Raw genomic sequence first — 25,527 nt, forward strand, 5'->3', positions numbered from 1 at the left:
CGCTGAGAAGAGGAATCACGCGCAGGTGTGGTTGACTACACGAGCACGCCGCGGGTTCGGCTGTGCGGCTTACGACAGATGGGATAGGTAGAAGCATGAAGTTCGTTGGGAAGATGCGCGGCGCCTGGGTGCGTCGGCTCACGATTGCGGCCGTGGCCGCTGCCGTGTTGCCCGGCCTCGTGGGGTTCGTCGGCGGCTCGGCGACTGCGGGGGCTTTCTCTCGTCCGGGTCTGCCGGTCGAGTACCTCATGGTTCCGTCAGCGGGGATGGGACGCGACATCAAGGTTCAGTTCCAGAGCGGCGGGCCGAACACACCGGCCGTGTACCTGCTTGACGGCCTGCGTGCGCAAGACGACTTCAACGGTTGGGACATCAACACGGCGGCGTTTGAGTGGTACCTCAACTCCGGCCTGTCGGTTGTCATGCCGGTCGGTGGTCAGTCCAGCTTCTACAGCGACTGGTACTCACCGGCGTGCAGCAAGAAGACCGGAACATGCCAGACCTATAAGTGGGAGACGTTCCTTACGCAGGAGCTGCCCGCATACCTGGCTTCTCAGAAGCAGGTCAAGCCGACCGGCAGCGCCGTGGTTGGTCTTTCGATGGCCGGTTCGGCAGCGCTGACCCTGGCGATCTACCACCCGGAGCAGTTCCCGTATGCGGCCTCGCTGTCGGGCTTCCTGAACCTGTCCGAGGGCTGGTGGCCGATGCTGGTCAACATCTCGATGGGTGACGCAGGCGGCTACAAGGCCGACGACATGTGGGGTAAGACCGAGGACGCGAACAGCGCCTGGAAGCGCAACGACCCGATGGTCAACATGTCGAAGCTGGTCGCGAACAACACCCGGATCTGGGTCTACTGCGGTAACGGCACTCCTTCGGACCTGAGTGCGGGTCTGTCGGCAGGCAACCTGTTCAACGCCAAGTTCCTGGAGGGCTTCACGCTCCGCACGAACAAGACGTTCCAGGAGAACTACATCGCCGCGGGCGGCAAGAACGGCGTGTTCAACTTCCCGTCCAATGGTGTGCACGACTGGCCGTACTGGGGTTCGCAGCTGCAGCAGATGAAGCCTGACATCCAGCGGGTGCTCGGCGCGACGCCGCAGGAAGTTCCCACGGCGCAGCCGACCGCCAACACCTCCGGCGGCTAATCGCTGACGACAACACGATCGACGGCGGCGACTCTTTCAAGGGTCGCCGCCGTCATCGTTTCCGAAGCGCCCCGCAACGGTGGTGTGGTTCACTACCTCCGGCGGGGACCAAGCGGATGCGACGTGAGGTGGGTTTATGCGTGGGTTGATACGAGGGTTCTTGACCGTGGCGCTGGCCGCAGGACTGTGGTCGCTCGGCACGTCGGTGGCGCCGGTCGCCAAGGCCGACGTCGAAATGCTGATGGTGCCGTCGGCCGCGATGGGCCGCGATATCCCCGTCGCATTCCAGGGCGGCGGCCCGCACATGGTGGTGCTGCTCGACGCGTTCAACGCGGCACCCGACGTGAGCAACTGGGTCACAGCGGGCAACGCGATGAACACGCTCGCCGGTAAAGGCATCTCGGTGGCCGCACCCGCGGGTGGAGCGTGGAGCCTCTACACCAACTGGGAGCAGGACGGCAGCAGGCAGTGGGAGACGTTCCTGGCCGACGAGCTGCCCAACTGGATGGCCGCCAACAAGGGCCTGGCGCCGAGCGGACACGGCATCGTCGGGGCCGCGCAGGGCGGCACCGGAGCGGTGACCATCGCCACCTTCCATCCCGATCGCTACCGCTTCGCAGGCTCGCTGTCCGGATTTCTGAACCCGTCCAACACCTACACCAACGGAGCGATCACCGCCGGACTGGCGCAGTACGGCGGGGTCGACACCCGCAACATGTGGGGCTTGCCGCAGCTGGGCCGGTGGAAGTGGCATGACCCCGATGTGCACGTGCAGTTGCTCGCGGACAACAACACGCGGCTGTGGATCTTCAGTCCGTCGACGCTCGGATGCGCCGATCCGGCCGCGATGATCGGCTACTGCGATCAGGCCCAGGGCAGCAACCGTTCGTTCTACCAGCACTACCGCTCGGTCGGCGGGCACAACGGGCACTTCGATTTCCCCGACGGCCCGCAACACGACTGGGGTACCTGGGCGGGTCAGCTTGGCGCGATGTCAGGGGAACTCGTCGCCACGATCAGGTAGCCGCGACCAGCCACGGCCTCGGTCACCGGGTTCCCGCTCCACTAGCCGGTACCTTGGAGGAGTGCAGCAGCCCGAACGACGCCCGACCGGCTTGGCAAACCTGTCCCGGTGGTCGGCAACCTCGTTTCTGGTCGCATCGTCCGCGGCCCTGCTGACCGGGTGCTCCGTCGCCGACGACGTGATGGCCAGCGTCGGACTGTCGACCTCAGAGAGTGCGCCGGCGCCGTCTCAGCCGAACAGCGACGGCAACGCGATGGTCGTGACCGAACAGCAGCGCGCGTATCTCGATGCGCTCAACGCTGCCGGGGTCAGACCGTCGAGCGATTTGATGGCGCTGCGCATCGGGTCATACGTGTGCCAGGCGCGTGCCGCCAAACAGAGTGATCAAGCTGTCTGGGACGTTGTGGTGCCGCTGGTGCGCGGCGACGTGCGGACCGCGCATCTGAGTTCGTCGGCGCCTGCGGCGGGTGACGTGGACGCGGCGACGGCTGATTACATTCGGATCGCAACCGACAAACTCTGCTAGCAGGAGCACATGTCCAAGACCAATCGGCGGAAACGCCACCGTATCCTCGCGCTTGTCGCAGCCGGGGCGATGGCCCTCGTCGTCGTGTTGATCGTCGCGATCGTGATCGTGGTGCTGCGCAAGCCGGAAACCCCGACGACCGCGCTGCCGCCGGGCGCGGTGCCGCCCACCGCGGTCCCGCCCACCGCCAAGAAGCCGCGCCCGGATTTCCAGTCCGCCGACTGCCCGGACGTCGAGATGATCTCCATCCCGGGCACCTGGGAGTCCTCGCCGCAGTTGGACCCGCACAACCCGGTTCAGTTCCCGGCGGCGCTTCTGCTCAACGTGACCAACCCGCTTCGCGCGCAGTTCGGCAACGATCGGCTGGAGATCTTCACCGTCCCGTACACCGCGCAGTTCCACAATCCGCTGTCGGCCGACAAGCAGATGTCGTACAACGACAGCCGGGCGGAGGGCACCCGCAACGCGGTCGACGAGATGAAGCGGATGAACGATCAGTGCCCGTTGACCAGTTACGTGCTCGTCGGCTTCTCGCAGGGCGCGGTGATCGCCGGTGACATCGCCAGCGACATCGGCAACGGACGCGGACCGGTCGACGAGGATCTGGTGCTCGGTGTCACGGTGATCGCCGACGGCCGCCGCCAGGACAACATCGGTCAGGACATCGGCCCCAACCCTGACGGTCAGGGTGCGGAGATCACGCTGCAGGAAGTCCCGACGCTGTCGGCGATGGGGCTGACGATGACGGGCCCGCGGCCCGGCGGATTCGGCTCGCTCAACGACCGCACCAACGAGATTTGCGCGCGTGGCGACCTGATCTGCGCGGCGCCGGAGTCGGCGTTCAACGTCACCCAACTCCCACGCACACTCGAGGTGCTGGCAGGCAACGGCGGACAACCGATCCACGCGATGTACGCCACGCCGCAGTTCTGGAATCTAGACGGTGCCTCGGCTACACAGTGGACACTGGGATGGGCGCAGAACGTGATCGATAACGCTCCGCACCCAAAACATGGCTGACATGTGACCCAAGCGATTTGGCGAGTGCCAACAGGTCGCCTAACATTAAGAAAAAACTAAGAGCGGTGCGCGGAAGTCGGGCTGAATACGCAGGTCAGAGCCTATAAACGCGGACAACGCCTACTCCCGGTACGATTTCCGGGGTTTGGGTTCGCGCGGTTCGCCTCGAGTGACTGCGGCGTCCCGCCGACAAGAGCTGAAGTGGCTACGCGATGTGCGTGTGGCTTTGACAGGAGAGTGCGATGGCGTTCCACAACCCGTTTCTCAAGAACGGACAAATTGTGTTTCCCGACAACGGGAACCTGGTCCGTCACGTCGAGAAGTGGGCGAAGGTGCGCGGCGACAAGCTCGCCTACCGCTTCCTTGATTTCTCCACCGAACGCGACGGCGTCGCGCGGGACTTGAACTGGGCAGACTTCGGTGCGCGCAACCGCGCCATCGGCGCCCGGCTGCAGCAGGTCACCCAGCCCGGTGACCGCGTCGCGATCCTGTGCCCGCAGAACCTCCACTACCTCGTCGCGTTCTTCGGCACTCTCTATTCGGGTCGCATCGCCGTGCCGCTGTTCGATCCGTCGGAGCCCGGCCACGTCGGCCGCCTGCACGCGGTGCTCGACGACTGCCATCCCTCTGCGATCCTGACCACCACCGAAGCGGCCGAGGGCGTGCGCAAGTTCTTCCGGACCCGCCCCGCCAAGGAGCGCCCGCGCGTCATCGCCGTCGATGCGGTGCCCAACGACGTCGGTACGACGTGGGAGTCCGTCGACATCGCCAGGGACACCATCGCCTATCTGCAGTACACCTCCGGCTCAACCCGCATCCCGACCGGTGTGCAGATCACCTACCTGAACCTCGCGACCAACGTGGTGCAGGTGATCGAGGCGCTCGAGGGTGAAGAAGGCGACCGCGGTGTGTCCTGGCTGCCGTTCTTCCACGACATGGGTCTGATCACCGTGCTGCTGTCACCGATGATCGGCCATTACGTGACGTTCATGACGCCGGCCGCGTTCGTGCGTCGGCCCGGCCGGTGGATCCGCGAGCTTGCCCGCAGGGAGGGCGACACCGGCGGCACCATCTCGGTCGCGCCGAACTTCGCGTTCGACCACGCCGCGGCGCGCGGGGTGCCCAAGGACGGCGAGCCGCCGATGGACCTGTCGAACGTCAAGTGCATCCTCAACGGCAGTGAGCCGATCTCGGCGGCCACGGTGCGCCGGTTCAACGAAGCCTTCGGCCCCTTCGGTTTTCAGCCGAAGGCGATCAAGCCGTCCTACGGCCTCGCCGAGGCGACGCTGTTCGTGTCGACCACTCCGATGAACGCCGAACCGACGATCATCAGCGTCGACCGCGACGAACTCAACGAGGGCCGTTTCGTGCCGGTGCCCGACGATTCGCCGAAGGCCGTCGCGCAGGCGGGCGCGGGCAAGATCGGCATCGCCGAGTGGGCGGTGATCGTCGACAACGACACCGCCACCGAACTGCCCGACGGTCAGATCGGCGAGGTCTGGATCAGCGGCCAGAACATGGGTACCGGCTACTGGGGTAAAGAGGTCGCGACCGCTGAGACTTTTCATAACATCCTCAAATCGCGCACCAACCCGTCGCACGCCGAGGGCGCAGCAGACGACGCGACGTGGGTGCGCACCGGCGACCTTGGCGCCTACCACGACGGCGAGCTCTACATCACGGGCCGCACAAAGGATCTGGTGATCATCGACGGCCGCAACCACTACCCGCAGGACCTCGAATACTCCGCGCAGGAGGCATCGAAGGCGCTTCGCACCGGGTTCGTCGCCGCGTTCTCGGTGCCTGCGAACCAGTTGCCCGACGAGGTGTTCGAGAACGCGCACGCGGGTCTCAAGCGTGATCCGGACGACACCTCCGAGCAGTTGGTGATCGTCGGGGAGAGGGCGCCCGGCGCACACAAGCTCGACATGGGCCCGATCGCCGACGACATCCGCGCTGCGATCGCGGTGCGCCACGGCGTCACCGTGCGTGACGTGCTGCTGACCGCCGCGGGTGCGATTCCGCGCACGTCGAGCGGCAAGATCGGCCGACGTGCCTGCCGCGCCGCCTATCTCGACGGCAGCCTGCGCAGCGGGCGCGTGGCCAACGCGTTCCCCGACGAGACCGACTAGAACCTTCGAAAATGGCTGACACACAAGACGATTCGCAACACCCCGACCTGCCGTCCGGCGACGAAGTGCAGTTGGCGCCCGAAAAGTCGCTCAACCCGCCACGCACCGACATGACGGTCGCCGAGATGCGCGAATGGCTGCGCAACTGGGTCGCCAACGCCACGGGCCAATCGCCCGACAACATCAACGAATCCGCGCCGCTGGTCGAGCTCGGTCTGTCGTCACGTGACGCCGTCGCGATGGCCAGTGACATCGAGGATCTGACTGGTGTGACGCTGACCGCCACGGTCGCGTTCCGGCATCCCACCATCGAATCGTTGGCCACCGTCATCATCGAGGGCGAGCCCGAGGTCGAAGACACTGGGGTCGAAGAGGATTGGTCGCGGGAGGTTGATGAGGGCATCGCCAACATAGCCATTGTGGGCATCGCCACCCGCTTCCCCGGCGACATGCACACCCCCGAACAGACGTGGCAGGCGCTGCTCGAGGGCCGCGACGCGATCACCGATCTGCCGGAGGGCCGCTGGGAGGAGTTCCTCTCCGAGCCGCGGATCGCCGAGCGGGTCGCGAAGGCCCGCACCCGTGGCGGCTATCTGTCCGACATCAAGGGTTTCGACGCCGAGTTCTTCACGCTGTCCAAGATGGAGGCCGACAACCTCGATCCGCAGCAGCGGATGGCGCTCGAATTGACCTGGGAGGCCTTGGAAAACGCCCGCATCCCGGCGTCCAGCCTGCGCGGCGAGCGGGTCGGGGTCTACATCGGGTCGTCGAATACCGACTACCAGTTCCTGGCGGTATCCGATCCGACGGTCGCCCACCCGTATGCGATCACCGGGACCACCAGTTCGATCATCGCCAACCGGGTGTCCTACTTCTTCGACTTCCGCGGACCGTCGATGGCCATCGACACCGCATGTTCGTCGTCGCTGGTCGCCGCGCATCAGGGCGTGGCCGCACTGCGTGCGGGCGAGGCCGATGTGGCGGTCGTCGGCGGCGTGAACGCGTTGATCACCCCGCTGGTGACCATCGGTTTCGATGAGGTCGGCGGCGTGCTGGCCTCCGACGGCCGGATCAAGTCGTTCTCGCAGGACGCCGACGGCTACGCGCGCTCCGAGGGCGGCGGCATGCTGGTGCTCAAGCGATTGTCCGACGCCAGGCGCGATGGCGACGAGATCATCGCTGTCATTGCGGGCAGCGCGGTCAACCATGACGGCCGGTCCAACGGCATGCTCGCGCCGAATCCCGACGCGCAGGCCGAGGTGCTGCGCAAGGCGTACAAGGACGCTGGCGTCAATCCGCGCGACGTCGACTACATCGAGGCGCACGGCACCGGCACCATTCTCGGCGACCCGATCGAGGCCGACGCGCTGGGCCGCGTCGTCGGCAAGGGCCGTCCTGCGGACAAGCCCGCGCTGCTCGGCGCGGTGAAATCCAATGTGGGCCACCTTGAATCGGCCGCGGGCGCTGCCAGCCTGGCCAAGATGGCGCTGGCGCTGCGGAACGACAAGATCCCGCCGTCGATCAACTACACGGGTCCCAACCCCTACATCGACTTCGACGCCGTGCACCTGAAGGTCGCCGACACCGTGACCGACTGGCCGCGCTACAGTGGTCACGCGATCACTGGCGTGTCCGGGTTCGGGTTCGGCGGCGCCAACGCGCACATGGTGCTGCGCGAGGTGCTTCCTTCGGATCTCGTTGAGCCGGAGCCAGAACCGGAATCAGAGCCCGAGAAGCCGAAGGCTGCCGAGGCCGACGCCGTATACATCGGCGGGGTCCGGATGGACGAGTACGGCGAGTTCGTCGATGAGGACTCAGACGACGAGCCCAGCCACGCCGCGGTTACCGACGACGAGGCGGAGCTGCCGGGCCTGACCGACGAGGCGCTGCGGTTGCTCGAGACCGCACGTGAAGAGTTGGAGTCCGGCGAACAGCCGACTCCTGTTGTGCCGCTGGCGGTTTCAGGGTTCCTGACGTCGCGCAAGAAGGCCACCGCCGCCGAGTTGGCCGACTGGATGGACAGCCCAGAGGGCCGCGCATCGTCGCTGGAGTCGATCGGCCGCTCACTGTCGCGGCGCAACCACGGCCGCTCGCGCGCCGTGGTGCTGGCGCACGATCACGACGAGGCGATCAAGGGCCTGCGGGCGCTGGCCGAGGGCAAACCGAACGCAGGCGTGTTCACCGCCGACGGTCCGGTGAGCAACGGCCCGGTGTGGGTGCTGGCCGGCTTCGGCGCCCAGCACCGCAAGATGGGTAAGAACCTCTACCTGCGCGACGAGACGTTCGCCGAGTGGATCAACAAGGTCGACGCGCTGATCCAGGACGAACTGGGCTACTCCATCGTCGAACTGATCCTCGACGATTCGCAGGACTACGGCATCGAGACCACGCAGACGGTGATCTTCGCGATCCAGATCGCGCTCGGCGAACTGCTCAAGGCCCACGGCGCGAAACCCGCTGCGGTGATTGGTCAGTCGCTCGGCGAGGCGGCCGCGGCGTACTTCTCCGGCGGCCTGTCGCTGGCCGACGCCACCCGCACGATCTGCTCACGCGCCCACCTGATGGGTGAAGGCGAAGCCATGCTGTTCGGCGAGTACATCCGGTTGATGGCGCTCGTCGAGTACTCAGTCGACGAAATCGAAACGGTGTTCGCCGATTTCGACGGCCTCGAGGTGTGCGTGTACGCCGCGCCGACCCAGACGGTCATCGGCGGCCCGCCGGAGCAGGTCGACGCGATCATCGCGCGCGCGGAGTCCGAGGGCAGGTTCGCCCGCAAGTTCCAGACCAAGGGCGCCAGCCACACCTCTCAGATGGATCCGCTGCTCGGTGAACTCGCGGCCGAGTTGCAGGGCATCGCGGCGCAACCGTTGACCACCGGCTACTTCTCGACCGTGCACGAAGGCCGCTACATCCGGCCGGGCGGTGAGCCGATCCACGACGTCGAGTACTGGAAGAAGGGGCTGCGGCACAGCGTCCACTTCACTCAGGGCATCCGCAACGCGGTCGACAACGGGCACACCACGTTCCTCGAGCTGGCACCGAATCCGGTGGCGCTGATGCAGGTGGGCCTGACCACGGCGGCGGCGGGTCTGCACGACGGGCAGTTGATCGCGACGCTGGCCCGCAAGCAGGACGAGGTCGACTCGATGACGGCGGCCATGGCTCAGCTGTACGTGCACGGCCACGATCTGGACTTCCGCACCTTGTTCTCCCCGGCCGTCGACCCGCGGACTGACTACGCCAACATCCCGCCCACCCGGTTCAAGCGCAAGCCGCACTGGCTGGACGCGAAGTTCACCGGCGACAGTTCGGTGATGATGCCGGGCAACCATGTCGCGACGCCCGACGGCAAGCATGTCTGGGAGTTCGCACCCAAGGGTGAGCCGGACCTCGCTGCGTTGGTGAAAGCCGCTGCGGCGCAGGTTCTTCCTGGCGCCAAGCTGACCGCGTTCGAGCAGCGGGCGGTCCCCGGCGACGGTGCACGCCTGGTCACCACGCTGACCCGTCATCCCGGCGGTGCAACCGTGCAGGTTCACGCGCGCATCGACGAGTCGTTCACGTTGGTGTACGACGCGATCGTGAGCCGCGATGGTGCGGCCGCGGCGCTACCGTCGGCGGTTGGCGTTGGCCGGGTGGTCGATCAGGCCCTGGCGGAAGACACCGCTGAGGCTGATGTCGCCGCCGAAGCGGCTCCAGAGATCCTGCAGGACAACCTGACCCAGGGCGCGAATCTCGGTGCAGGCTTCGCCAAGTGGTCGGCGGACACCGGTGAGACGGTGCACGACCGGTTGGCCACGATCGTCGGCGGTGCAATGGGTTACGAGCCAGAGGACCTGCCGTGGGAGGTGCCGCTGATCGAGCTCGGCCTCGACTCGCTGATGGCGGTGCGCATCAAGAATCGCGTCGAGTACGACTTCGATCTGCCGCCGATTCAGCTGACCGCTGTGCGGGACGCGAACCTGTATGCGGTGGAGAAGCTGATCGAGTACGCGATCGAGCACCGCGACGAGGTGGACCAGCTCGCGGAGCACCAGAAAGCGATGACCCCGGAAGAGATCGCCGCCGAACAAGCGCAATTGATGGGCGGCGCCACGACGGTCGCCGAGCTGGAGGAGACGCTCACCAGCGCCGGGACGGCCACTGCGAGTGACATCCCGCCGCCCCCAACCGATCCCACCGGCCCAGCCGTGCCGAAGTCGGATGTCGCGGCCAGTGCCGCTCCGCCACCGCCGACGAACCCCGCCGGTCCCGACCAGCCCAGTGCGGCGTCGATCGCGGCGAACGTGCTGACGCAGGAAGCGGTCATCGAGGCGCTCGGCGCCGGCGTGCCGCCTCGCGAGGCGGCCGAGCGCGTCACGTTCGCGACGTGGGCGATCGTCACCGGCAAGTCGCCGGGTGGCATCTTCAATCCGCTGCCCGAACTCGACGACGCGACGTACGAGAAGATGGCGCAACGGCTTTCGGAACGGGCCGAGGGCACCATCACCGTCGACGACGTGAAGAACTCGCCGACCATCGAGGCGTTGGCCACCATCGTGCGTGAGCATCTGGAAGCCGGCCAGATCGACGGATTCGTCCGTACCCTGCGTGCGCCGCGAGAGGGGAGGAAACGGACCCCGGTGTTCGTGTTCCATCCGGCGGGCGGTTCGACGGTGGTGTACGAGCCGCTGCTCAAGCGGCTGCCCGCCGACACCCCCATGTACGGCTTCGAGCGGGTCGAGGGATCGATCGAGGAGCGGGCAGGGCAGTACCTGCCGAAGCTGCTCGAACTCGGTGGCGACGGGCCGTTCGTCCTGGTCGGCTGGTCACTGGGCGGTGCGCTCGCCTACGCCTGCGCCATCGGGCTGAAGCGCGCGGGCGCCGACGTCCGTTTCGTCGGGCTCATCGACATGGTCCGCCCTGGCGAGGAGATCCCGAAGACCAAGGAGGAGACCCGCGCCCGCTGGGACCGCTACGCGCGGTTCGCCGAACGCACCTTCAACGTCGAGGTGCCGCCGATCCCGTACGAGCAGCTCGAGGAACTCGACGACGAGGCACAGGTGCAGTTCGTGCTGGACGCGGTCAAGCAGAGCGGCGTGCAGATCCCCGGCGGGGTCATCGAGCACCAGCGCACGTCGTATCTGGACAACCGGCTGCTGGAGACCGTCGAGATCCAGCCGTACAACGGGCACGTCACCCTCTACATGGCCGACCGCTACCACGACGACGCGATCTTCTTCGAGCCGCGCTACGCCATCCGGCAACCCGACGGCGGCTGGGGCGAGTACGTCTCCGACCTCGAGATCGTGCACATCGGGGGCGAGCACATCCAGGCCATCGACGAGCCGTACATTGCGAAGGTCGGCGCACACATGAGCGAGGCGATCAGTCGAATCGAACGCGTCGCGTTCGACGCGATGAAGGACTAGGAGAAGCAGGCGAAGTGACCAACCGAACCACCGCGGCTCTGCTGGCCGAACTCCGTGAAAAGCTCGAGCTGGCCAAGGAACCCGGCGGTGAGAAGGCCGTCGCCAAGCGGGAGAAGAAGGGCATCCCCAGTGCCCGCGCCCGCATCAACGCCCTCGTCGATCCCGGCAGCTTCCTGGAGATCGGTGCGCTGGCCAAGACGCCGGGCGATCCCAACGCACTGTTCGGTGACGGCGTGGTGACCGGCCACGGCACCATCGACGGCAGGCCGGTCGGCGTGTTCAGTCACGACCAGACGGTGTTCCAGGGTTCGGTCGGTGAGATGTTCGGCCGCAAGGTCGCCAAGCTGATGGAGTGGGTGGCCATGGTCGGCTGCCCGATCATCGGCATCAACGACTCGGCGGGTGCCCGTATCCAAGACGCCGTGACCTCGCTGGCGTGGTACGCCGAGCTGGGTCGCCGCCATGAGATGTTGCGCGGCCTGGTGCCCGAGATCTCGCTGATCTTCGGGAAATGCGCTGGCGGAGCAGTCTATTCACCGATCCAAACCGACCTGCTGGTAGCGGTGCGCGACCAGGGCTACATGTTCATCACCGGCCCTGACGTCATCAAGGACGTCACCGGCGAGGACGTCACCTTCGACGAACTCGGCGGTGCCGACGTCCAGGCCCAGCGCGGCAACATCCACAAGGTGGTCGAGTCGGAGGCCGAGGCCTACCAGTATGTGCGCGACTACCTGAGCTTCCTGCCTGCCAATCACTTCGACGATCCGCCGATCATCAATCCCGGGCTGGAACCGGAGTTGACCCCGCACGACTACGAACTCGACTCGATCGTGCCGGACAGCGACAACATGGCCTACGACATGCACGAGATCCTGTTGCGGATCTTCGACGACGGTGACGTTTTCGAAATCGCCGACCAGCGAAGCCCTTCCATGATCACCGCGTTCGCGCGTGTCGACGGCCACCCGGTCGGCGTGATCGCCAACCAGCCGATGCACATGTCCGGCGCGGTCGGCAACGAGGCGTCCGACAAGGCCGCCGGCTTCATCCGGTTCTGTGATTCGTTCAACTTGCCGCTGGTGTTCGTCGTCGACACCCCGGGTGCGATGCCCGGTGTCGAGGAGGAAAAGGGCGGCATCATCAAGCGCGGCGGACGGTTCTTCAATGCCATCGTGGAAGCCGACGTGCCCAAGGTGACGATCATCATTCGCAAGGCCTACGGCGGCGGCTACGCGGTGATGGGTTCCAAGCAGTTGTCTGCCGATCTGAACTTCGCGTGGCCGACGGCGCGTATCGCGGTGATCGGCGCCGAGGGCGCCGCGCAGCTTCTGGTGAAGCGGTTCCCGGATCCGACAGCGCCTGAGGTGCAGAAGATTCGCGACGATTTCATCGAGGGCTACAACCTCAACATGGCGACCCCGTGGATCGCCGCGGAGCGCGGCTACATCGACGGCGTGATCCAGCCGCATGAGACCCGGTTGTTGCTTCGCAAGTCGCTGCGGTTGTTGCGGGACAAGCAGAACCTGGGCAAAGTCCAACGCAAGCACGGCCTCACGCCGCTTTAAGCGCCGACCGGCTCCGCGCGTCGGTTCTCATCGGTTGTCCGCGTGACCCTTGACTGTGCCGGAGCGCTCCGGATGCCGTTCGAGTAGGCGCGGACGCAGATGCTGCTGGTCAGCTGCGGCGCGCCTTCGAAGGCATGGGCGCGGCCCGCTGGGCCGAGAACGTTGCTGGGGTGGGGGGAGGTTCCGTCCTGTTCAGGCCTGCCCGCCGACGGTGTGGACGCCTCATTTGCGATGGTGTCGCTTGGGGCACGGGCAGACCATGTCGGTGCCTACCGACGACGTCATCTTCGCCATCTTCAGCGCGACGGCCTTCGCAAGCGCCTGACCTCATCAAGACGCACAACCGACTGGAGCGCCACCTATTAAGATTCGCCCATGCCGCTAACGGACGGCCAGGTGATCGCCGGTTACACGATTCTGCGATCGCTCGGTGCTGGCGGGATGGGCGAGGTGTATCTGGCCCAGCATCCGCGGTTGCCGCGCCGCGACGCGCTGAAGGTTCTGTCGGCCACGGTCTGTTCCGAAAGCGAGTACCGCGAGCGGTTCAACCGCGAAGCCGATGTTGCCGCCACGCTGTGGCATCCGCACATCGTCGAGGTGCACGACCGCGGCGACGTCGACGGCCAGCTGTGGATCTCGATGGACTACGTCGAGGGCACCGATGCCGGGCGGCTGCTCGCCGAGCAGTTCCCGAACGGTATGCCCGCCGACGAGGTGGTGCGCATCGTCACCGCTGTCGCCGACGCGCTCGACTACGCCCACCAGAAAGGCCTGCTGCACCGCGATGTGAAACCGGCCAACATCCTGATGGCAAATCATGACACTGACAGCGAGCGGATCATGTTGGCCGACTTCGGGATTGCCCGCTGGATCGGCGAACCGAGCGTGCTGACCGGAACGAACATGACGGTGGGCACCGTGTCGTACTCCGCACCCGAGCAACTCAAGGGCGAGGAGATCGACGGACGCGCCGACCAGTACGCGCTGGCCGCCACCGCATTCCAGTTGCTCACCGGCACACCACCTTTCCAGCACTCGAACCCAGCCGTGGTGATCAGCAAGCACCTGACGGCCGCGCCGCCGCAGATCGGCACCCGACGGCCGGAGTTGTCCAGCCTGGGACCGGTGTTCGACAAGGCGCTGTCGAAGTCACCGAAGGACCGCTACGACCGGTGCATCGACTTCGCCCGCGCGCTCGCCCACCACATCGGTAGCGAGGACCGACAGCGCATCGCCGACGAGACCCAGTTGGCGATTCCGGCGACGGGCCCCAGGCACGCCAGAGCACAGACCGACTCCCGCCACCGCATCCTGATCGGCGTCGCTGCCGCGCTTGTCGTGATCGCGGTCGCGGCAATCGGTTTCGTACTGTTCGACCACACGCGTGACCGCAGCTCAGAAGCCCGACCGCAGCCGACGTCGGCGCGGCAGGCACCTGCGCCGCCGGCCGACGTCACGCTGCCGGTGGTGGTGGTCGGCACCAACTGCGCGACGTTGGGCGCGGCCGGCATCACCGAAAGTGGCGCGCCGGCCTACTGTGCACACCTGCCGACCACGAACGGAACCATCTGGTCGCTCTATCCTGGCGAGATCTCCAGTCCGACCGCCACGGCGGGCCCGAATGACGAGGTGTACCCGTCGGAGACTGAGGGGCCGGTACTGGTTTGCATGGAGCAGACCGGCAAGTCGCGCCTCGAGTGCCACGACCAGATCGTGGAAGGCAACGCGACGGCCAACCCGACGTCATGACGTCTCAGCGGCGAACCCATCGCACAATGACGGTGCCGTCGGCGCCGAGCAGCACCGTTTTGCGCTGCATGTGAATCTCGACGTGGTCGGCCGCGGTGGCGACGCGGCGAGCGGGCCCGGCGACCATCATGGGGCTGGTGGTCAGGCACAGTTCGTCGATTTCGTTGTCGGCCACCAATTGTGAGAAGAAGGTGGGCCCGCCCTCGACGAGTACGCGGTTCAATCCGAGCTCGCTGAGCCCGTTGCGGACCGCAGCAGAACCGATCTGACCCGGTGGCATCTTCCTGACGATCGCCCCGGATGCCTCGAGTTCAAGGCGGGTGGACTCGTCGGCGCTCGCGGAGACGAACACGATGGGCGGTGTCGGATTGTCCAGCAACTGCTGCGAGATGACACCACGGCTGGACACCACCGCCACCTGCACTTCTGGCGAAAGGCCACGCGACGAACGCCAGGCTTTGGCCTCGGCGCTGAGTTGAATGTCGGTGTAGGGCTTGGCCTTCGCGGTGGTGGCGCCGACCAGTATCACGTCCGCGACCTCCCGTAGTCGGGTAAAGACCCGCCGATCGGTCGGCGTGCCCAACTTCCGGCCCGCACCGTCGAGTGTCACCGCGCCGTCGATGCTGGCGATGAAGTTCGCTCGAAGGAGAGGACGGTCGAGATCCTGCGGATAGGCCAGCAATTCGCGTAGCTCGTCATCGGTGAGTGTCTCCGCTTCGTGCGAAGTCGAACGTGACATCCCGGCAAAAGCGGTCATAGTGCGGCGCTCACATTCCTTGGTTGGGGTACCACCGTGCGCGGTGCGGGTGTCCGGTGGCCGACGAGAAAAAGTGCGGTCATCGCGCCGAGCACCGCTACGGCGGCGGGCAGGAGCATCGATCCTCGGAGCGACGTCGAAACCATCAACGGCGCGATGCAGGCGCTGCCGAGCACAGCCCCGACTTGGCGGACGGTGTTGTAGACAGCCGACCCCGCGCCTGCAAGATCAACAGGTACGGCCCGAGATGCGCTGACGGCCAACGGTTCCCACACCATCGCACCCGCCGCGCCCAGCAGCGTCAGCGGCAGCATCAACCGCCAGACCGGCGTACTCGGGGTCATCTCCGCCGCAAGCCAGAACGTGGCGATCGCCAGGATCGCGAAGCCGAACCCGACTACGGGGCGAGGCTGGACCCGGTCGACGAGTTGTCCGACCGGACGTGCCAGCACGCCGGTGGCTACGGCCATCGGTGTAGTGACAAGCGCCGCGCGCAGCGGTGACAGCCCCGTCGTGTCCTGCAGGTAGAACATCAGCGGAATACCGCATGCCATCGCCGCGAAGCTCATCATCGCGATGCCGGCGCTTGATATCCCGAAGTCGCGGTGCCGGAACAGGGTCAACGGGATCAGCGGTTCACGTTTCTGGACTGACTGCCAGACGACGAACGCGACCAGCACCGCAAGACCGCCGCCGACGACACCCCAGATCCACACCGCCCGCCCGTGGTCCTGGCCTTCCTGTAAACCGAACACCAGCAGGCATATCCCGGTGCAGGACAGCACAACGCCGAGCATGTCCAGCCGGTAGCGCCGACCAGGCAGCGCTGGGACCAGCCACAAGGCCAGGCCGAGTCCGGCGAGGCCAATCGGGACGTTGATGTAGAAGATCCACCGCCAGCCAAGGACATCCACCAGGAGGCCGCCCACCAACGGGCCGACGAACATGCCGATTCCGGCGGTGGCGCCCCACACACTCATCGCGACACCGCGCCGTTCCGGCGGGAAGGTGCGGGTGATCGCCGACAATGTCTGCGGCGTGATCAGCGCTGCGCCGACGCCCTGCGCGACGCGTCCTGCGATCAGCATTTCAATCGATCCGGCCATCCCACACCACACCGACGACGCTGTGAACAGCGCGAGGCCCACCAGGTAGACGCTCTTCGGCCCGAACCGGTCGCCGACGCGTCCGCCCACGAGCATCAGCGCCGCGAACGCCAGGAGATAAGCACTGGTCACCCAGACGACCGCGTCGTAGGTGGCGCTGAAGTGTTGTTTGACGACCGGGTTGGCCACCGTGACGACGGTCGAGTCGACGACGATGAGAAAGAAGCCGACCATCATCGCCCACATGGCCCGCAGCGGGTGACTGCCCATCGGTGATGCGGTCACGGGATCACTCCCGCAGCAGATGCAGCGCCTCAGCGCGTGACGCCGCGTCGGTGGCGAACTGGCCGCGCACCGCAGACGTGGTGGTGACCGCTCCTGGCTTTCGGACACCGCGCATCGCCATGCAGAGGTGTTCGGCCTCGATGACGACTATGACTCCGCGGGCATTCATTTTGCGCATAAAAGCGTCAGCGATTTGCCCGGTGAGTCTTTCCTGCACCTGCGGACGCCTGGCATACAAGTCGACTAATCGCGCAATCTTCGACAGACCTGTCACTCGCCCGTCTTCGCCAGGAAGATAGCCGACATGTGCGACTCCGTGGAATGAAACCAGGTGATGTTCGCATGTGGAGTACATCGGGATTTGCTTGACTAGCACGAGCTCGCCATGTTGCTCGTCGAACACCGTGCTCAGGACGTCTTCCGGATCGGTGTACAGGCCTGCGAACGTCTCGCGGTAGGCGCGCGCCACCCGGGCCGGGGTGTCCTTCAAGCCATCGCGGTGCGGATCCTCCCCGAGGGCGACCAGCAGGTCGAAAATGGCGGCCTCAACGCCTGCCTGATCGAAAGTGCGAGCCGACTTCAATTTCGCGTGAGGTGTTTGTGACACTTCCCTTGACTGCAGCACAATTACCCCTTCGCAACACCAGGGAACGCAGCAGATAATCGTTTGCTGCGCGAAACATTTACGAATAGCCGTATTAACTAGTAGCAGAGCGTTTACGGCTGCGTCATAGTTTTCAATAACTCCGCCCCAGGACGGCGCGACGAGTTTCGCACGCGCGGCATGTCTGCAACTGCATGAGGAAAATCACCGCAGGCATGTTCATTGCCCTCGACGGCGTCGTCGAAGCGCCGGATCAGTGGCACTTCCCGTATTTCAACGACGAGATGGGCGCGGCGGTGGGCGGCCAACTGGGGGCGGCGGACACCATACTGCTCGGCCGCGAGACATACGACAGTTTCGCGGGGGCGTGGCCGGCTCGGGAGGCCGACGGCAGTCAGGACGCGGAGTTCGCGAAGAAGCTGGGCGACACCCGCAAGATCGTGGTGTCGCGGCAAGACCTGAAGTTCACCTGGCGCAACTCCGAACAGCTCGAGGGCGATCTCGTCGAAGCGAGCACGGCGCTCAAGAACGAACCCGGCGGCGATATCGCGATCAGCGGGTCGGTCTCCGTGGTCCGTCAACTGCTGGCCGCCGGGTTGCTCGACGAACTGCATCTGCTGGTGCATCCGATCGTCGTCGGCAAGGGCATGCGGCTGTTCGACGACGGCCAATCGATCCCGTTGCAGTTGATGTCCTCTCAGACGTTTGACACGGGCGTGCTGTACCTCGTGTACGGCCCCGCTGAAGCGTCGGCCGCCGCAGGCTACGACGAGGCGAAAGCACACTTGCCGCAGAGGTGAGCGGCCCTAGATCTCCGGTAACTCCAGCCAGTCGTCGATCATGAACGCATCCCCGCGAGCCACCACCGTGGCACCGCCGTGGCCCGGATAGTGCGCGGGAATCACCGAAGCCCGCCGTCGGGACGCCTCGGTCAGCACCCGCTTCCGCGTCACCGCCGCCTCCGCGAAATTCTCGTCGAACGCGCACGGATCCGTGGGCCGGTGCAATTGGATCGGGCAGTGCGTCAGGTCGCCGACGAACACCGCGGGCTTACCGGCGTCCAGCCAGAGCACCGACGAACCCGGCGTGTGTCCCGGTGCGGGCCGCAACCGCAGCGACGACGACACCTCTAGATCATCGGCCCACAACTCGATCTGCTCCTGCACCGGTGAGACGCTGTCCTCGAACGCAATTCGCCAACCTGCCTGCCGGGCCGCGTCCGCTTCGGTACGCGGCGCAAGCCAGTTGCCGGCGTTGTCAGGGTGAAAGAAGCGATAGTCGGCCTCGGGCATCAAGTACCGCGCATTCGGGAACGTCGGCACCCACGCATCGCCGCGTCTGGTCGTGTTCCAGCCGACGTGATCGGAGTGGATGTGCGTGTTCACCACGACGTCCACGGCGTCGGGTTCGACACCCGCAACGCCCAGCGCGGCAAGAAAATTCGTGTCGAGGTGGTCCAGCGGCGGCATCGCGGGCCTTGCCTTTCCGTTGCCTGCGCCGGTGTCCACCAGCACGATCAGCCCGTCCACCTGCACCACCCAGGTCTGCAGTGCGATACGCCACCCGGCGTCGGTCCAGAACGTCGGCGTGAACTCCTGTGCCCACCCGTCGCGTGGCGTGGCCGGGAACAGTTCCAACGGCAATCCGTCGACCTGCCACTCGACCACGCGGGTCAGCGCCGCGTTGCCGAGCCGGATCCGGTCGGCCACTTACGGTCCGATGCGGATCTTGCCCGGCGACCACAGCCCACTGCGGGTCTCGGTGCCGAAGTCGATCTGCGCGGGCTGGGCGTCGCGGGCATCGGGCGTCATCTCGAACCTGCGCAGTGAACCCCAGTCGCGGCCCCAGTCATTGGACAGGTACGTCGCCATCACGCGTGCCCGCAACAGCAGGTCGGTGATACCGAGCAGGCCGCCATTGAGACCGTCCTCCCAGGTGTCGGTGTCCTTGCGCTTGGCGTTGTAGTCCGGTGTGATGCGGAACTTCGGAATCTCGGTGACCCCGTTGGCGTGCAGCATCGGCTGTTGGCACGGGAAGGCAAGGCCGACCGCCCAGTCCATCAACACCGGTTGTGTCGAGCCGACGTACTCCTGCACCGACCGCAACTCCGGCGCCCGCGGCGGCGTGATCGCCACCCAGTCGCCCTGCGTCAGCGACAAGTCCTCGGCAACCACCCGCACCGCGACGGCGTCCGCCGGAATCTGGGCACGCGGGAATCGCAGATTGCGCCATGACGGAATCGGCCCGAGGTCGTACGGCACCAACCTGCCCGCGGGCACAGGAGCACCGTCGGGTCCCGGCCGGGCGTACTCCAATTCGACCTTCTGGCCCTCGGTTCGACCGTTGAACACGCTGTCGCCGGTGATGGTGCCCGCCGCGGTGATCACCACGAGCGGATGCGCGGCGTCGCGTGGCGGCAGCTGATACCAGGCCGAGGTCAACCGGCTCTGCTGCTGCGGCCCCTCGACGTAGGTGCCCGCCACCGGAACCCGCGCCGGGTCGAGGCCGTACGGCAGTGGCACCGTCGACCCGTTGACTCCCGGCGTCTTCAGAGCGGTGGGCTGATCCCAGTCGTAGTCGGTGCCCGGCATCGGCAGGTTCATCCGAATGGTCTCGGCGACAATCTTTTCCGGCACTCCGTCAGGTGTGAAGCCCACCGGCTTGTCGCCGCCGAGCGGGCCAAGCGGGCCGTAGTTGCCGGCTAGCGGTTTCAAGAACCCGTCGTTGGGATCGGGCTCGACGAGCACGTCGTCGGCCAAACCGCAGCCGCCGGTGAAGGCGCGCAGATTGGCCCACGCGTTCGAGTAGGTCGGGTACTGGCGCACGATCCCCGCGGTCATCGAACCGACGAACACCAGCACCATGAAGCCGGCCGCGACCGGGATGGGTGCGGCGGTCAGTGTGCGCGCGATGCGGCCCTCGCCGTGGTCGCGGGCCACGAAGTGCAGCCACGCGGCGTAGATCGCGGTGGCGGCGAACAGCAGGAAGAAGATGAAACTGGCTGTCAGGCCTGCGATCTTGGGAGTCGCGTTGTTGAACGGCACGCCGTAGCTGGACACGTACCACCAGCCGTTGGTGGTGGCGAAACACAGCGCGAGGGTGAAGAACACCGCGGCAAGGAACGCCATCCGGTTACGTGACCACCGCATCACGGCGGGCGAGACCAGCACGGTGGCCACTGCGGCCATCGCGGCACCCACCGCGGCGAACAGACCGAAGTGGTGCACCCACTTGGTCGGGGTGAACATCAGGAAGAACATCGTGCCGAAGATGATGCCGATCAACCGCCACACCGGACCGCGCGCCACCCCGGGAACGCGCTTGCGTCGCAACAGGATGAACATCGCGGCGAACAGCGACAGCGCGGTGAAGAAGAAGCCGAATCGCCGCGACAGCGAACCGTCCACCGTCGGCAGGAACAGGTAGTAGTAGCGCAGGTTCTCCGTGTACCACGCCTGGCTCGGGCCGATCGCGGTGCGAATCCTGGTGGCCTCCAACACCGTCGCCAGCGTTTGGTCGGCGAACACCACGGTGAGGATTACGGTGCCTGCGGCCAGCAGGGGTGCGACGAGTGGCCAGGTGCCGACGGTCCGATGCCTCTTCACCAGGATCCGCAGGATCGGCCTGCCGCCCGCCAGCAGCGCAGCAACCGCGATCAGCCCGGTCGGCTGGATGCCCAACGTGAACGCAGCCGTCAGGATCGCCAGTGCCGCAGGCGTCATCCGGCTGGAGATGATCGCGCGTTCGATCAGCACGTAGGTGATCAGTGCGCCGGTCGCGATCTGCCCCTCGGGGCGCAGGCCGTTGTTGAACGGCATCCAGGCGCCGAGCAGCACCAGACCGGCGGCCCACACCGCGGGCTTGCTGGCCGCCACCGCGGGCCCGAGTCGGGGCAGCACCTCGCGCGACAGCAACAGCCAGCACACGATTCCGCAGACCAGGTCGGGCAGCCGGATCCAGATGCTGGCATCGCTGACACCGGTCATCACCGCCAGCAGGTTGTAGTACCAGCCGAACGGGTCCTCGGGACTGCCGAACCAGCGGAAGTAGTTCGACATGTAGCCGGCATGCCCTGCGACGCGGGCCATCTGCAGGATGTAGCCGTCGTCCGACGAGTTGGCGCCGATCACGTGCCAGACCACGAAGCCGCCGATCACCACGACGTCGGTGGCGGAGAAGGTGCGCCAGCGCTGCGGGATCCAGCGCTGCATCCGGCGGCCGTCGAGTCGGTCCAGCCGCCACAACGCGACCAGCGCGATCACCGTCGACACGATCGCCAGCAGCATCGCGGTCAGCTTCAAAGCCGTTGGCTTGGTGGAGAATCGGGTGTCGATCGCGGCCGACGCGGTCAATCCGGGCGGTGCCGGTCCGGTCAGGTCGCTGAAGATGCCGACGATAGACGGGCGCAGATTCGGATCGGGGAAACCGGACCGCTGATCGGAGCCTGTCTTCGGATCGGTGAGCCCGACAAACGTGGCGAACGTGCCCGCCTCCGACGAGGTGATCTCGATGCGCTGACAGCCTGCTGCCCTATCCCGCGGCACGCTGGCGATCACCACGTTGCGGTCGGTGATGTCGACTCGCTGCCGGTTGACGTTGACGAACAGCGACTGCAACGCGGCCTGTTTACCGTCCTTCGGCGCGGTGCTCAGCACCGTCCCGCCCGCGGGCGGCATCGTGCGGATCACCTCACACGGCACCGTGACGGTCATGGTCACCGGCACCTGCGAAATCAGCGGCGCGGTCACGTTGTTGAGCTGACCGTCTTGCGGCCAGTTCAGCGTCGCGGTGGTCTGCACGACCGGCAGCAGCGGCGTCGCGACCGAGAGGATGAAGCCGATCAGGCCCGCGATCGTCGCCGTCCAGCGGGCGATCTTCACGTCGCTCGTCATGGCCCTAGTCGTGGCCCCGCTCATGGCAAGGCCCTGATCGGTCCGCCTCGGCTCCAGCCGTAGACCCGCTTCGTCCCCTGGTCGATCGCCGCGTTGGGGGCCTGCGACTCCGGTACGACGCGGTTGTAGCGCTCGATCCAGCCCCAGTCGCGGTACCAGTCGTTGCGCAGATACGTCGGCACGGTCGTGGTGCCGAGCAGCGACTGAATGAACAGGAACGGGCCGCCGCCTTCAGCGGACTGCCACTGCTTCGACGACACCACCACTTGCTTGAAGTTCGGCAGGATGCGGTACTCCGGAAGTTCGGCAACGCCAAGGTGTTCGGAGAACGGGCGCTGGCATGGGAAGTTCGCCGCTGTGGCGATGTCCATCAACACGGGGGTATCCGAACCGAGCAGTTGTTGCGCGGTCTCGAGCACCGGCACCCGCGGCGGCGTGAACGCGAACCACTGATCGGTGGACAGGTTCGGATCGTCGGCGACGATGCGCGCGACGTTGGCCTCCGGCGGTGCAAAGGCGAGCGGGAAACGCAGGTTGCGCCAAGCGTTTTGGGGGAAGATGTCGATCGGCTGGACCTGGCCGAGCGCCTGATAGCTGCCGTCAGGCCGGTGCACTCCCCACTCGAGCTTGAGCGACTGGCCGTAGTTGAAGGAGCCGTCCTCCTCGTAGTACCAGATCGCGCCCGCGGCGGCGACCGTCACCAACGGCCGGTCTGAGGTGCGTGGCGGCAACTGGTACCACGCCGAAGTCACCTTCGCCGCAACGGAGTTCTCGTTGTAGCTGCCCATCACCGGCGTGCGCTTGGGGTCCAGCCCGAACGGCAGGAAGACGTTCGAGCCGTTGATGCCGACAGGCCCGTAGCCGCCGCCGGTGCCCGCCGCGTACCCGATGCCGACATTGGGCTCGTTCGGCGAACCGGGGGAGTTCACGGTGCCGGGATTCGCGGTGACCGGTTCGGCGGGTTCCAGCGTGTCGCTGACGCCGTCGGGTGTGAAGCCCACCGGGTTCTCACCCCCGAGCGGGCCGTACCGACCAAACTTCTGCCCCGGAACAGGTTGCAGCAGACCGGCGTTCGTATCCGGTTCGACGAGCACGTCGTCGGCCATCGCGCAACTGGTGTTGGACAGCCCCGACAGCAGCGCGCCGATGTTGGCCTTGGCGGTGGTGTAGGTCGGGTAGCGCTGCGCGGCGCCCTTGGCCATCGAGCCGACTTCGAGCACCACCATGATGATCGCCACGACGAGCAGCGGGGTGGACGCCAACACGCGGTTGCGGCGGGTGTCGGCGACCTGGGTGTGCCCGGTGTAGTCCATCCGGAAGTGCAGCCAGCCCGCCAGCAGGCCGGTGACGATCGCCAGACCCAGGAAGATGCCCGTCACCGGGATCCCGACGATCACCGGTTGTTTGTCGAACCACGGCACTCCGTAGTTGCCGACGTAGAACCAGCCGTTGATACCCGATGTGGCCCAAGCCAATACGAACAGCAGCGCAGTGACGTACAGCGCCAGGTTGCGTCGGCTGTGCAAGCCGACCCGCGCGAACGCGAACGCCGCCACCCCGCCAAGCGCGCCTGCCAGACCCGCGAACGCGCCGAACTGCACCGCCCACTTCGTCGGCGTGAACGTCAGCAGCAGCAGCCCGACGGCCGTCGCACCCACCAGCCGCCACACCGGTCCGGTGGCCATGCCGGGAACGCCGCGGCGGCGCAGCAGCACCGCGAGCATGCCGAACAGGCACACCAGCATCACCAGCACGGCGAAGCGACGGGTCAGCGACGAGTCGGCGCTGTCCTCGACGGTCAGGAAGTAGTAGCGCAGGAATTCCTGGTACCAGGGGATGGTCGGCCCGACCTTGTATTTGATGCGGGCGGATTCGGCGACGGTGGCCAGCGTCTGGTCGCGGAACACCACCACGAAGATCAGCGACAGCGCCGCCGCCAGTGGCGCCAACTGGGCCACCAACCCGTCCACCACGCGCCTGCTGCGCACCACCCTCGCGACGGCACGCGCACCGACCAACAGCGGCGCCACCGCGATCAGACCCTGGGGTGCCAGCGTCACGCTGAAGACCGCGACGACGATCGCGACGGCGGCGGGCCACAACCGTCGGGTGGCGATCGCGTTCTCGATCAGCGCCCACGCCGCGATCGCGCCGAACGCGATCAGCGGTTCGGGCCGAAGGCCGTTGTTGAACGGCAGCCAAGCCGCCAGGAACGTCGCGCCAGCCGTCCACACCGCGACACGGTTACGTGCCAGGCGGCCGCCGAGCCTCGGCAGCACACAGCGGCTGATGATCAGCCAGGTGCCGATGGCGGCCAGCGTCGCGGGTACCCGCATCCACACGCCCGCCGTGCTGACCGCAGCCATCTGCGCGAGCACCGACTGGTACCAGTCGAACGGCGCCTCGGTCGTGCCGAAGAAGCGGTAGTAGTTCGCGGCGTATCCGGCGTCGTCGGAGACCCGCGCGATGGTCAGGTTGTAGCCGTCGTCGGACGAAATGGCGCCGATCAGATGCCAGAGCACCAATGTGCCGACCACGCCGATGTCGAGCAGCCACGTCGAAAGGCCCACCCGCCAGAACCGTCGCCAGGCCCCCCGCACGCGGCGCCCCGCTCGCCGGTCGAGCAGCGCCAGCGCCACGATCGACGCCACCACGCAGAGCACGCCGAACACCATCACACCGAGCTTCAGCGCCGACGGCGACGTGATGAACCGGGTGTCGATGTCGATGCGGGCCGACAACCCGGGCTCAGCGGCGACCTTGAGGTCGGTGAAGACGCCGGTCACCTGTGGCTTCTTCTCTGGGGCAAGCGTGCCTGCGGCGCCGGGAATGCCGACGAACTCCGCGCCGACGCTGGCCGGGTTGGCCCAGGCGTGCACCTTGCTGCACGCGCCGGAGGCGACCGCGGCCCTCGGTGCCACCGCCGCGACCGAGTCACGGAACGCGACGACGACGGAGTTGGCGTTGGCGGTGATGAACAGGCCGTTGCGGCGCGCCTCGATGCCTGCCGCCGGGTTGGTGGACAGGACCACACCGCCGCCGGCGGGCAGGGTCGCGATCATCCGGCAGGGAATCGAGATGTCGAGAGCCTGGGGCGCGCCGGACACCAGCGGCGCGGTGATGTCGCTGACCAGCCCGTCCGGGCCGGTTCCTGATGTCGCCGCCTGAGCGGCTCCGGGAACCTGCGGCCACGCGATCGTCGCAGTGGTCTGGTTCACCGGCAGCAGCGGCGTGAGCCCGCACAGTACGACGCCCGCGATGCCCGCGATGACGGCGATCAGCCGGGCGAGGCGGTGGGCAGGCACGAG

Annotated in this window: 15 protein-coding genes; 9 read left to right on the forward strand and 6 right to left on the reverse strand. The window is 66.6% G+C overall.

The genetic code is table 11. The features are described from left to right. Positions 1-95 precede the first annotated feature (95 nt). From A5724_RS09670 to A5724_RS09705, 8 genes are all read left to right on the forward strand, one after another. A complete protein-coding gene (locus tag A5724_RS09670) occupies positions 96-1,148 on the forward strand; it encodes an esterase family protein (protein ID WP_067799961.1) in 1,053 nt (350 codons plus the stop codon). Positions 1,149-1,284: 136 nt separating this feature from the next. Beyond that, the gene (locus A5724_RS09675) at positions 1,285-2,172 is read left to right on the forward strand and encodes an alpha/beta hydrolase-fold protein (protein ID WP_067799964.1); all 888 of its coding nucleotides are present in this window, start codon (positions 1,285-1,287) and stop codon (positions 2,170-2,172) included. A 61-nt stretch (positions 2,173-2,233) separates the two neighbouring features. Next, positions 2,234-2,698 carry a DUF732 domain-containing protein gene (locus A5724_RS09680; RefSeq protein WP_082964943.1) on the forward strand — a complete coding sequence of 155 codons (465 nt, stop codon included), beginning with the start codon at positions 2,234-2,236 and terminating at the stop codon, positions 2,696-2,698. Between the two features lie 9 nt (positions 2,699-2,707). Next, positions 2,708-3,718: a cutinase family protein gene (locus tag A5724_RS09685; RefSeq protein ID WP_067799967.1), complete on the forward strand. Its 1,011-nt coding sequence runs from the start codon at positions 2,708-2,710 to the stop codon at positions 3,716-3,718. A gap of 242 nt (positions 3,719-3,960) precedes the next feature. Next, entirely contained in the window at positions 3,961-5,850 is a 1,890-nt protein-coding gene (gene fadD32, locus A5724_RS09690; protein WP_067799970.1) for a long-chain-fatty-acid--AMP ligase FadD32, read from the forward strand. 110 nt (positions 5,851-5,960) lie between these two features. Beyond that, positions 5,961-11,258 carry a polyketide synthase Pks13 gene (gene pks13, locus A5724_RS09695; RefSeq protein WP_067800110.1) on the forward strand — a complete coding sequence of 1,766 codons (5,298 nt, stop codon included), beginning with the start codon at positions 5,961-5,963 and terminating at the stop codon, positions 11,256-11,258. A gap of 14 nt (positions 11,259-11,272) precedes the next feature. Next, a complete protein-coding gene (locus A5724_RS09700; RefSeq protein ID WP_067799973.1) occupies positions 11,273-12,826 on the forward strand; it encodes an acyl-CoA carboxylase subunit beta in 1,554 nt (517 codons plus the stop codon). A 375-nt stretch (positions 12,827-13,201) separates the two neighbouring features. Next, positions 13,202-14,575, forward strand: a complete 1,374-nt coding sequence (locus A5724_RS09705; RefSeq protein ID WP_067799975.1) for a serine/threonine-protein kinase — start codon at positions 13,202-13,204, stop codon at positions 14,573-14,575. A 4-nt stretch (positions 14,576-14,579) separates the two neighbouring features. On the opposite strand, the gene A5724_RS09710 is transcribed toward A5724_RS09705, so the two are convergent. Genes A5724_RS09710 through folE form a run of 3 tightly spaced genes read right to left on the reverse strand, consistent with a single transcriptional unit; the run spans position 14,580 to position 17,330 of the window. After that, on the reverse strand, positions 14,580-15,332 hold the full coding sequence (locus tag A5724_RS09710; protein WP_082964945.1) for a dihydrofolate reductase family protein: 753 nt from the start codon (positions 15,330-15,332) through the stop codon (positions 14,580-14,582). Then, positions 15,329-16,723, reverse strand: coding sequence for a DHA2 family efflux MFS transporter permease subunit (locus A5724_RS09715; RefSeq protein WP_232004762.1), 1,395 nt, complete (start codon positions 16,721-16,723; stop codon positions 15,329-15,331). The genes A5724_RS09710 and A5724_RS09715 overlap by 4 nt, the downstream gene beginning before the upstream one ends. A gap of 4 nt (positions 16,724-16,727) precedes the next feature. Beyond that, positions 16,728-17,330, reverse strand: a complete 603-nt coding sequence (gene folE / locus A5724_RS09720; RefSeq protein ID WP_067799984.1) for a GTP cyclohydrolase I FolE — start codon at positions 17,328-17,330, stop codon at positions 16,728-16,730. Positions 17,331-17,521: 191 nt separating this feature from the next. Between folE and A5724_RS09725 the strand changes: the two genes are divergently transcribed. Then, entirely contained in the window at positions 17,522-18,127 is a 606-nt protein-coding gene (locus A5724_RS09725; protein ID WP_067799988.1) for a dihydrofolate reductase family protein, read from the forward strand. A 6-nt stretch (positions 18,128-18,133) separates the two neighbouring features. On the opposite strand, the gene A5724_RS09730 is transcribed toward A5724_RS09725, so the two are convergent. From A5724_RS09730 to A5724_RS09740, 3 genes are read right to left on the reverse strand one after another with little or no spacing between them, the layout of a single operon-like run. Continuing rightward, on the reverse strand, positions 18,134-19,036 hold the full coding sequence (locus A5724_RS09730; protein WP_067799991.1) for an MBL fold metallo-hydrolase: 903 nt from the start codon (positions 19,034-19,036) through the stop codon (positions 18,134-18,136). Next, a complete protein-coding gene (locus A5724_RS09735; RefSeq protein WP_067799994.1) occupies positions 19,037-22,243 on the reverse strand; it encodes an arabinosyltransferase domain-containing protein in 3,207 nt (1,068 codons plus the stop codon). It abuts the gene before it with no gap. Next, positions 22,240-25,524 carry an arabinosyltransferase domain-containing protein gene (locus A5724_RS09740; RefSeq protein ID WP_067799999.1) on the reverse strand — a complete coding sequence of 1,095 codons (3,285 nt, stop codon included), beginning with the start codon at positions 25,522-25,524 and terminating at the stop codon, positions 22,240-22,242. The genes A5724_RS09735 and A5724_RS09740 overlap by 4 nt, the downstream gene beginning before the upstream one ends. Positions 25,525-25,527 lie beyond the last annotated feature (3 nt).

The sequence above is a fragment of the Mycobacterium sp. ACS1612 genome (genome assembly GCF_001667505.1).
GTDB lineage: Bacteria > Actinomycetota > Actinomycetes > Mycobacteriales > Mycobacteriaceae > Mycobacterium.

Excerpts from the sequence above, each read along its gene's own strand:
- A5724_RS09670 (WP_067799961.1), top strand. The coding sequence starts at position 96 with ATGAAGTTCGTTGGGAAGATGCGCGGCGCCTGGGTGCGTCGGCTCACG.
- A5724_RS09675 (WP_067799964.1), top strand. The coding sequence starts at position 1,285 with ATGCGTGGGTTGATACGAGGGTTCTTGACCGTGGCGCTGGCCGCAGGA.
- A5724_RS09685 (WP_067799967.1), top strand. The coding sequence starts at position 2,708 with ATGTCCAAGACCAATCGGCGGAAACGCCACCGTATCCTCGCGCTTGTC.
- fadD32 (WP_067799970.1), top strand. The coding sequence starts at position 3,961 with ATGGCGTTCCACAACCCGTTTCTCAAGAACGGACAAATTGTGTTTCCC.
- pks13 (WP_067800110.1), top strand. The coding sequence starts at position 5,961 with ATGACGGTCGCCGAGATGCGCGAATGGCTGCGCAACTGGGTCGCCAAC.
- A5724_RS09705 (WP_067799975.1), top strand. The coding sequence starts at position 13,202 with ATGCCGCTAACGGACGGCCAGGTGATCGCCGGTTACACGATTCTGCGA.
- A5724_RS09710 (WP_082964945.1), bottom strand. The coding sequence starts at position 15,332 with ATGACCGCTTTTGCCGGGATGTCACGTTCGACTTCGCACGAAGCGGAG.
- A5724_RS09725 (WP_067799988.1), top strand. The coding sequence starts at position 17,522 with ATGAGGAAAATCACCGCAGGCATGTTCATTGCCCTCGACGGCGTCGTC.
- A5724_RS09735 (WP_067799994.1), bottom strand. The coding sequence starts at position 22,243 with ATGAGCGGGGCCACGACTAGGGCCATGACGAGCGACGTGAAGATCGCC.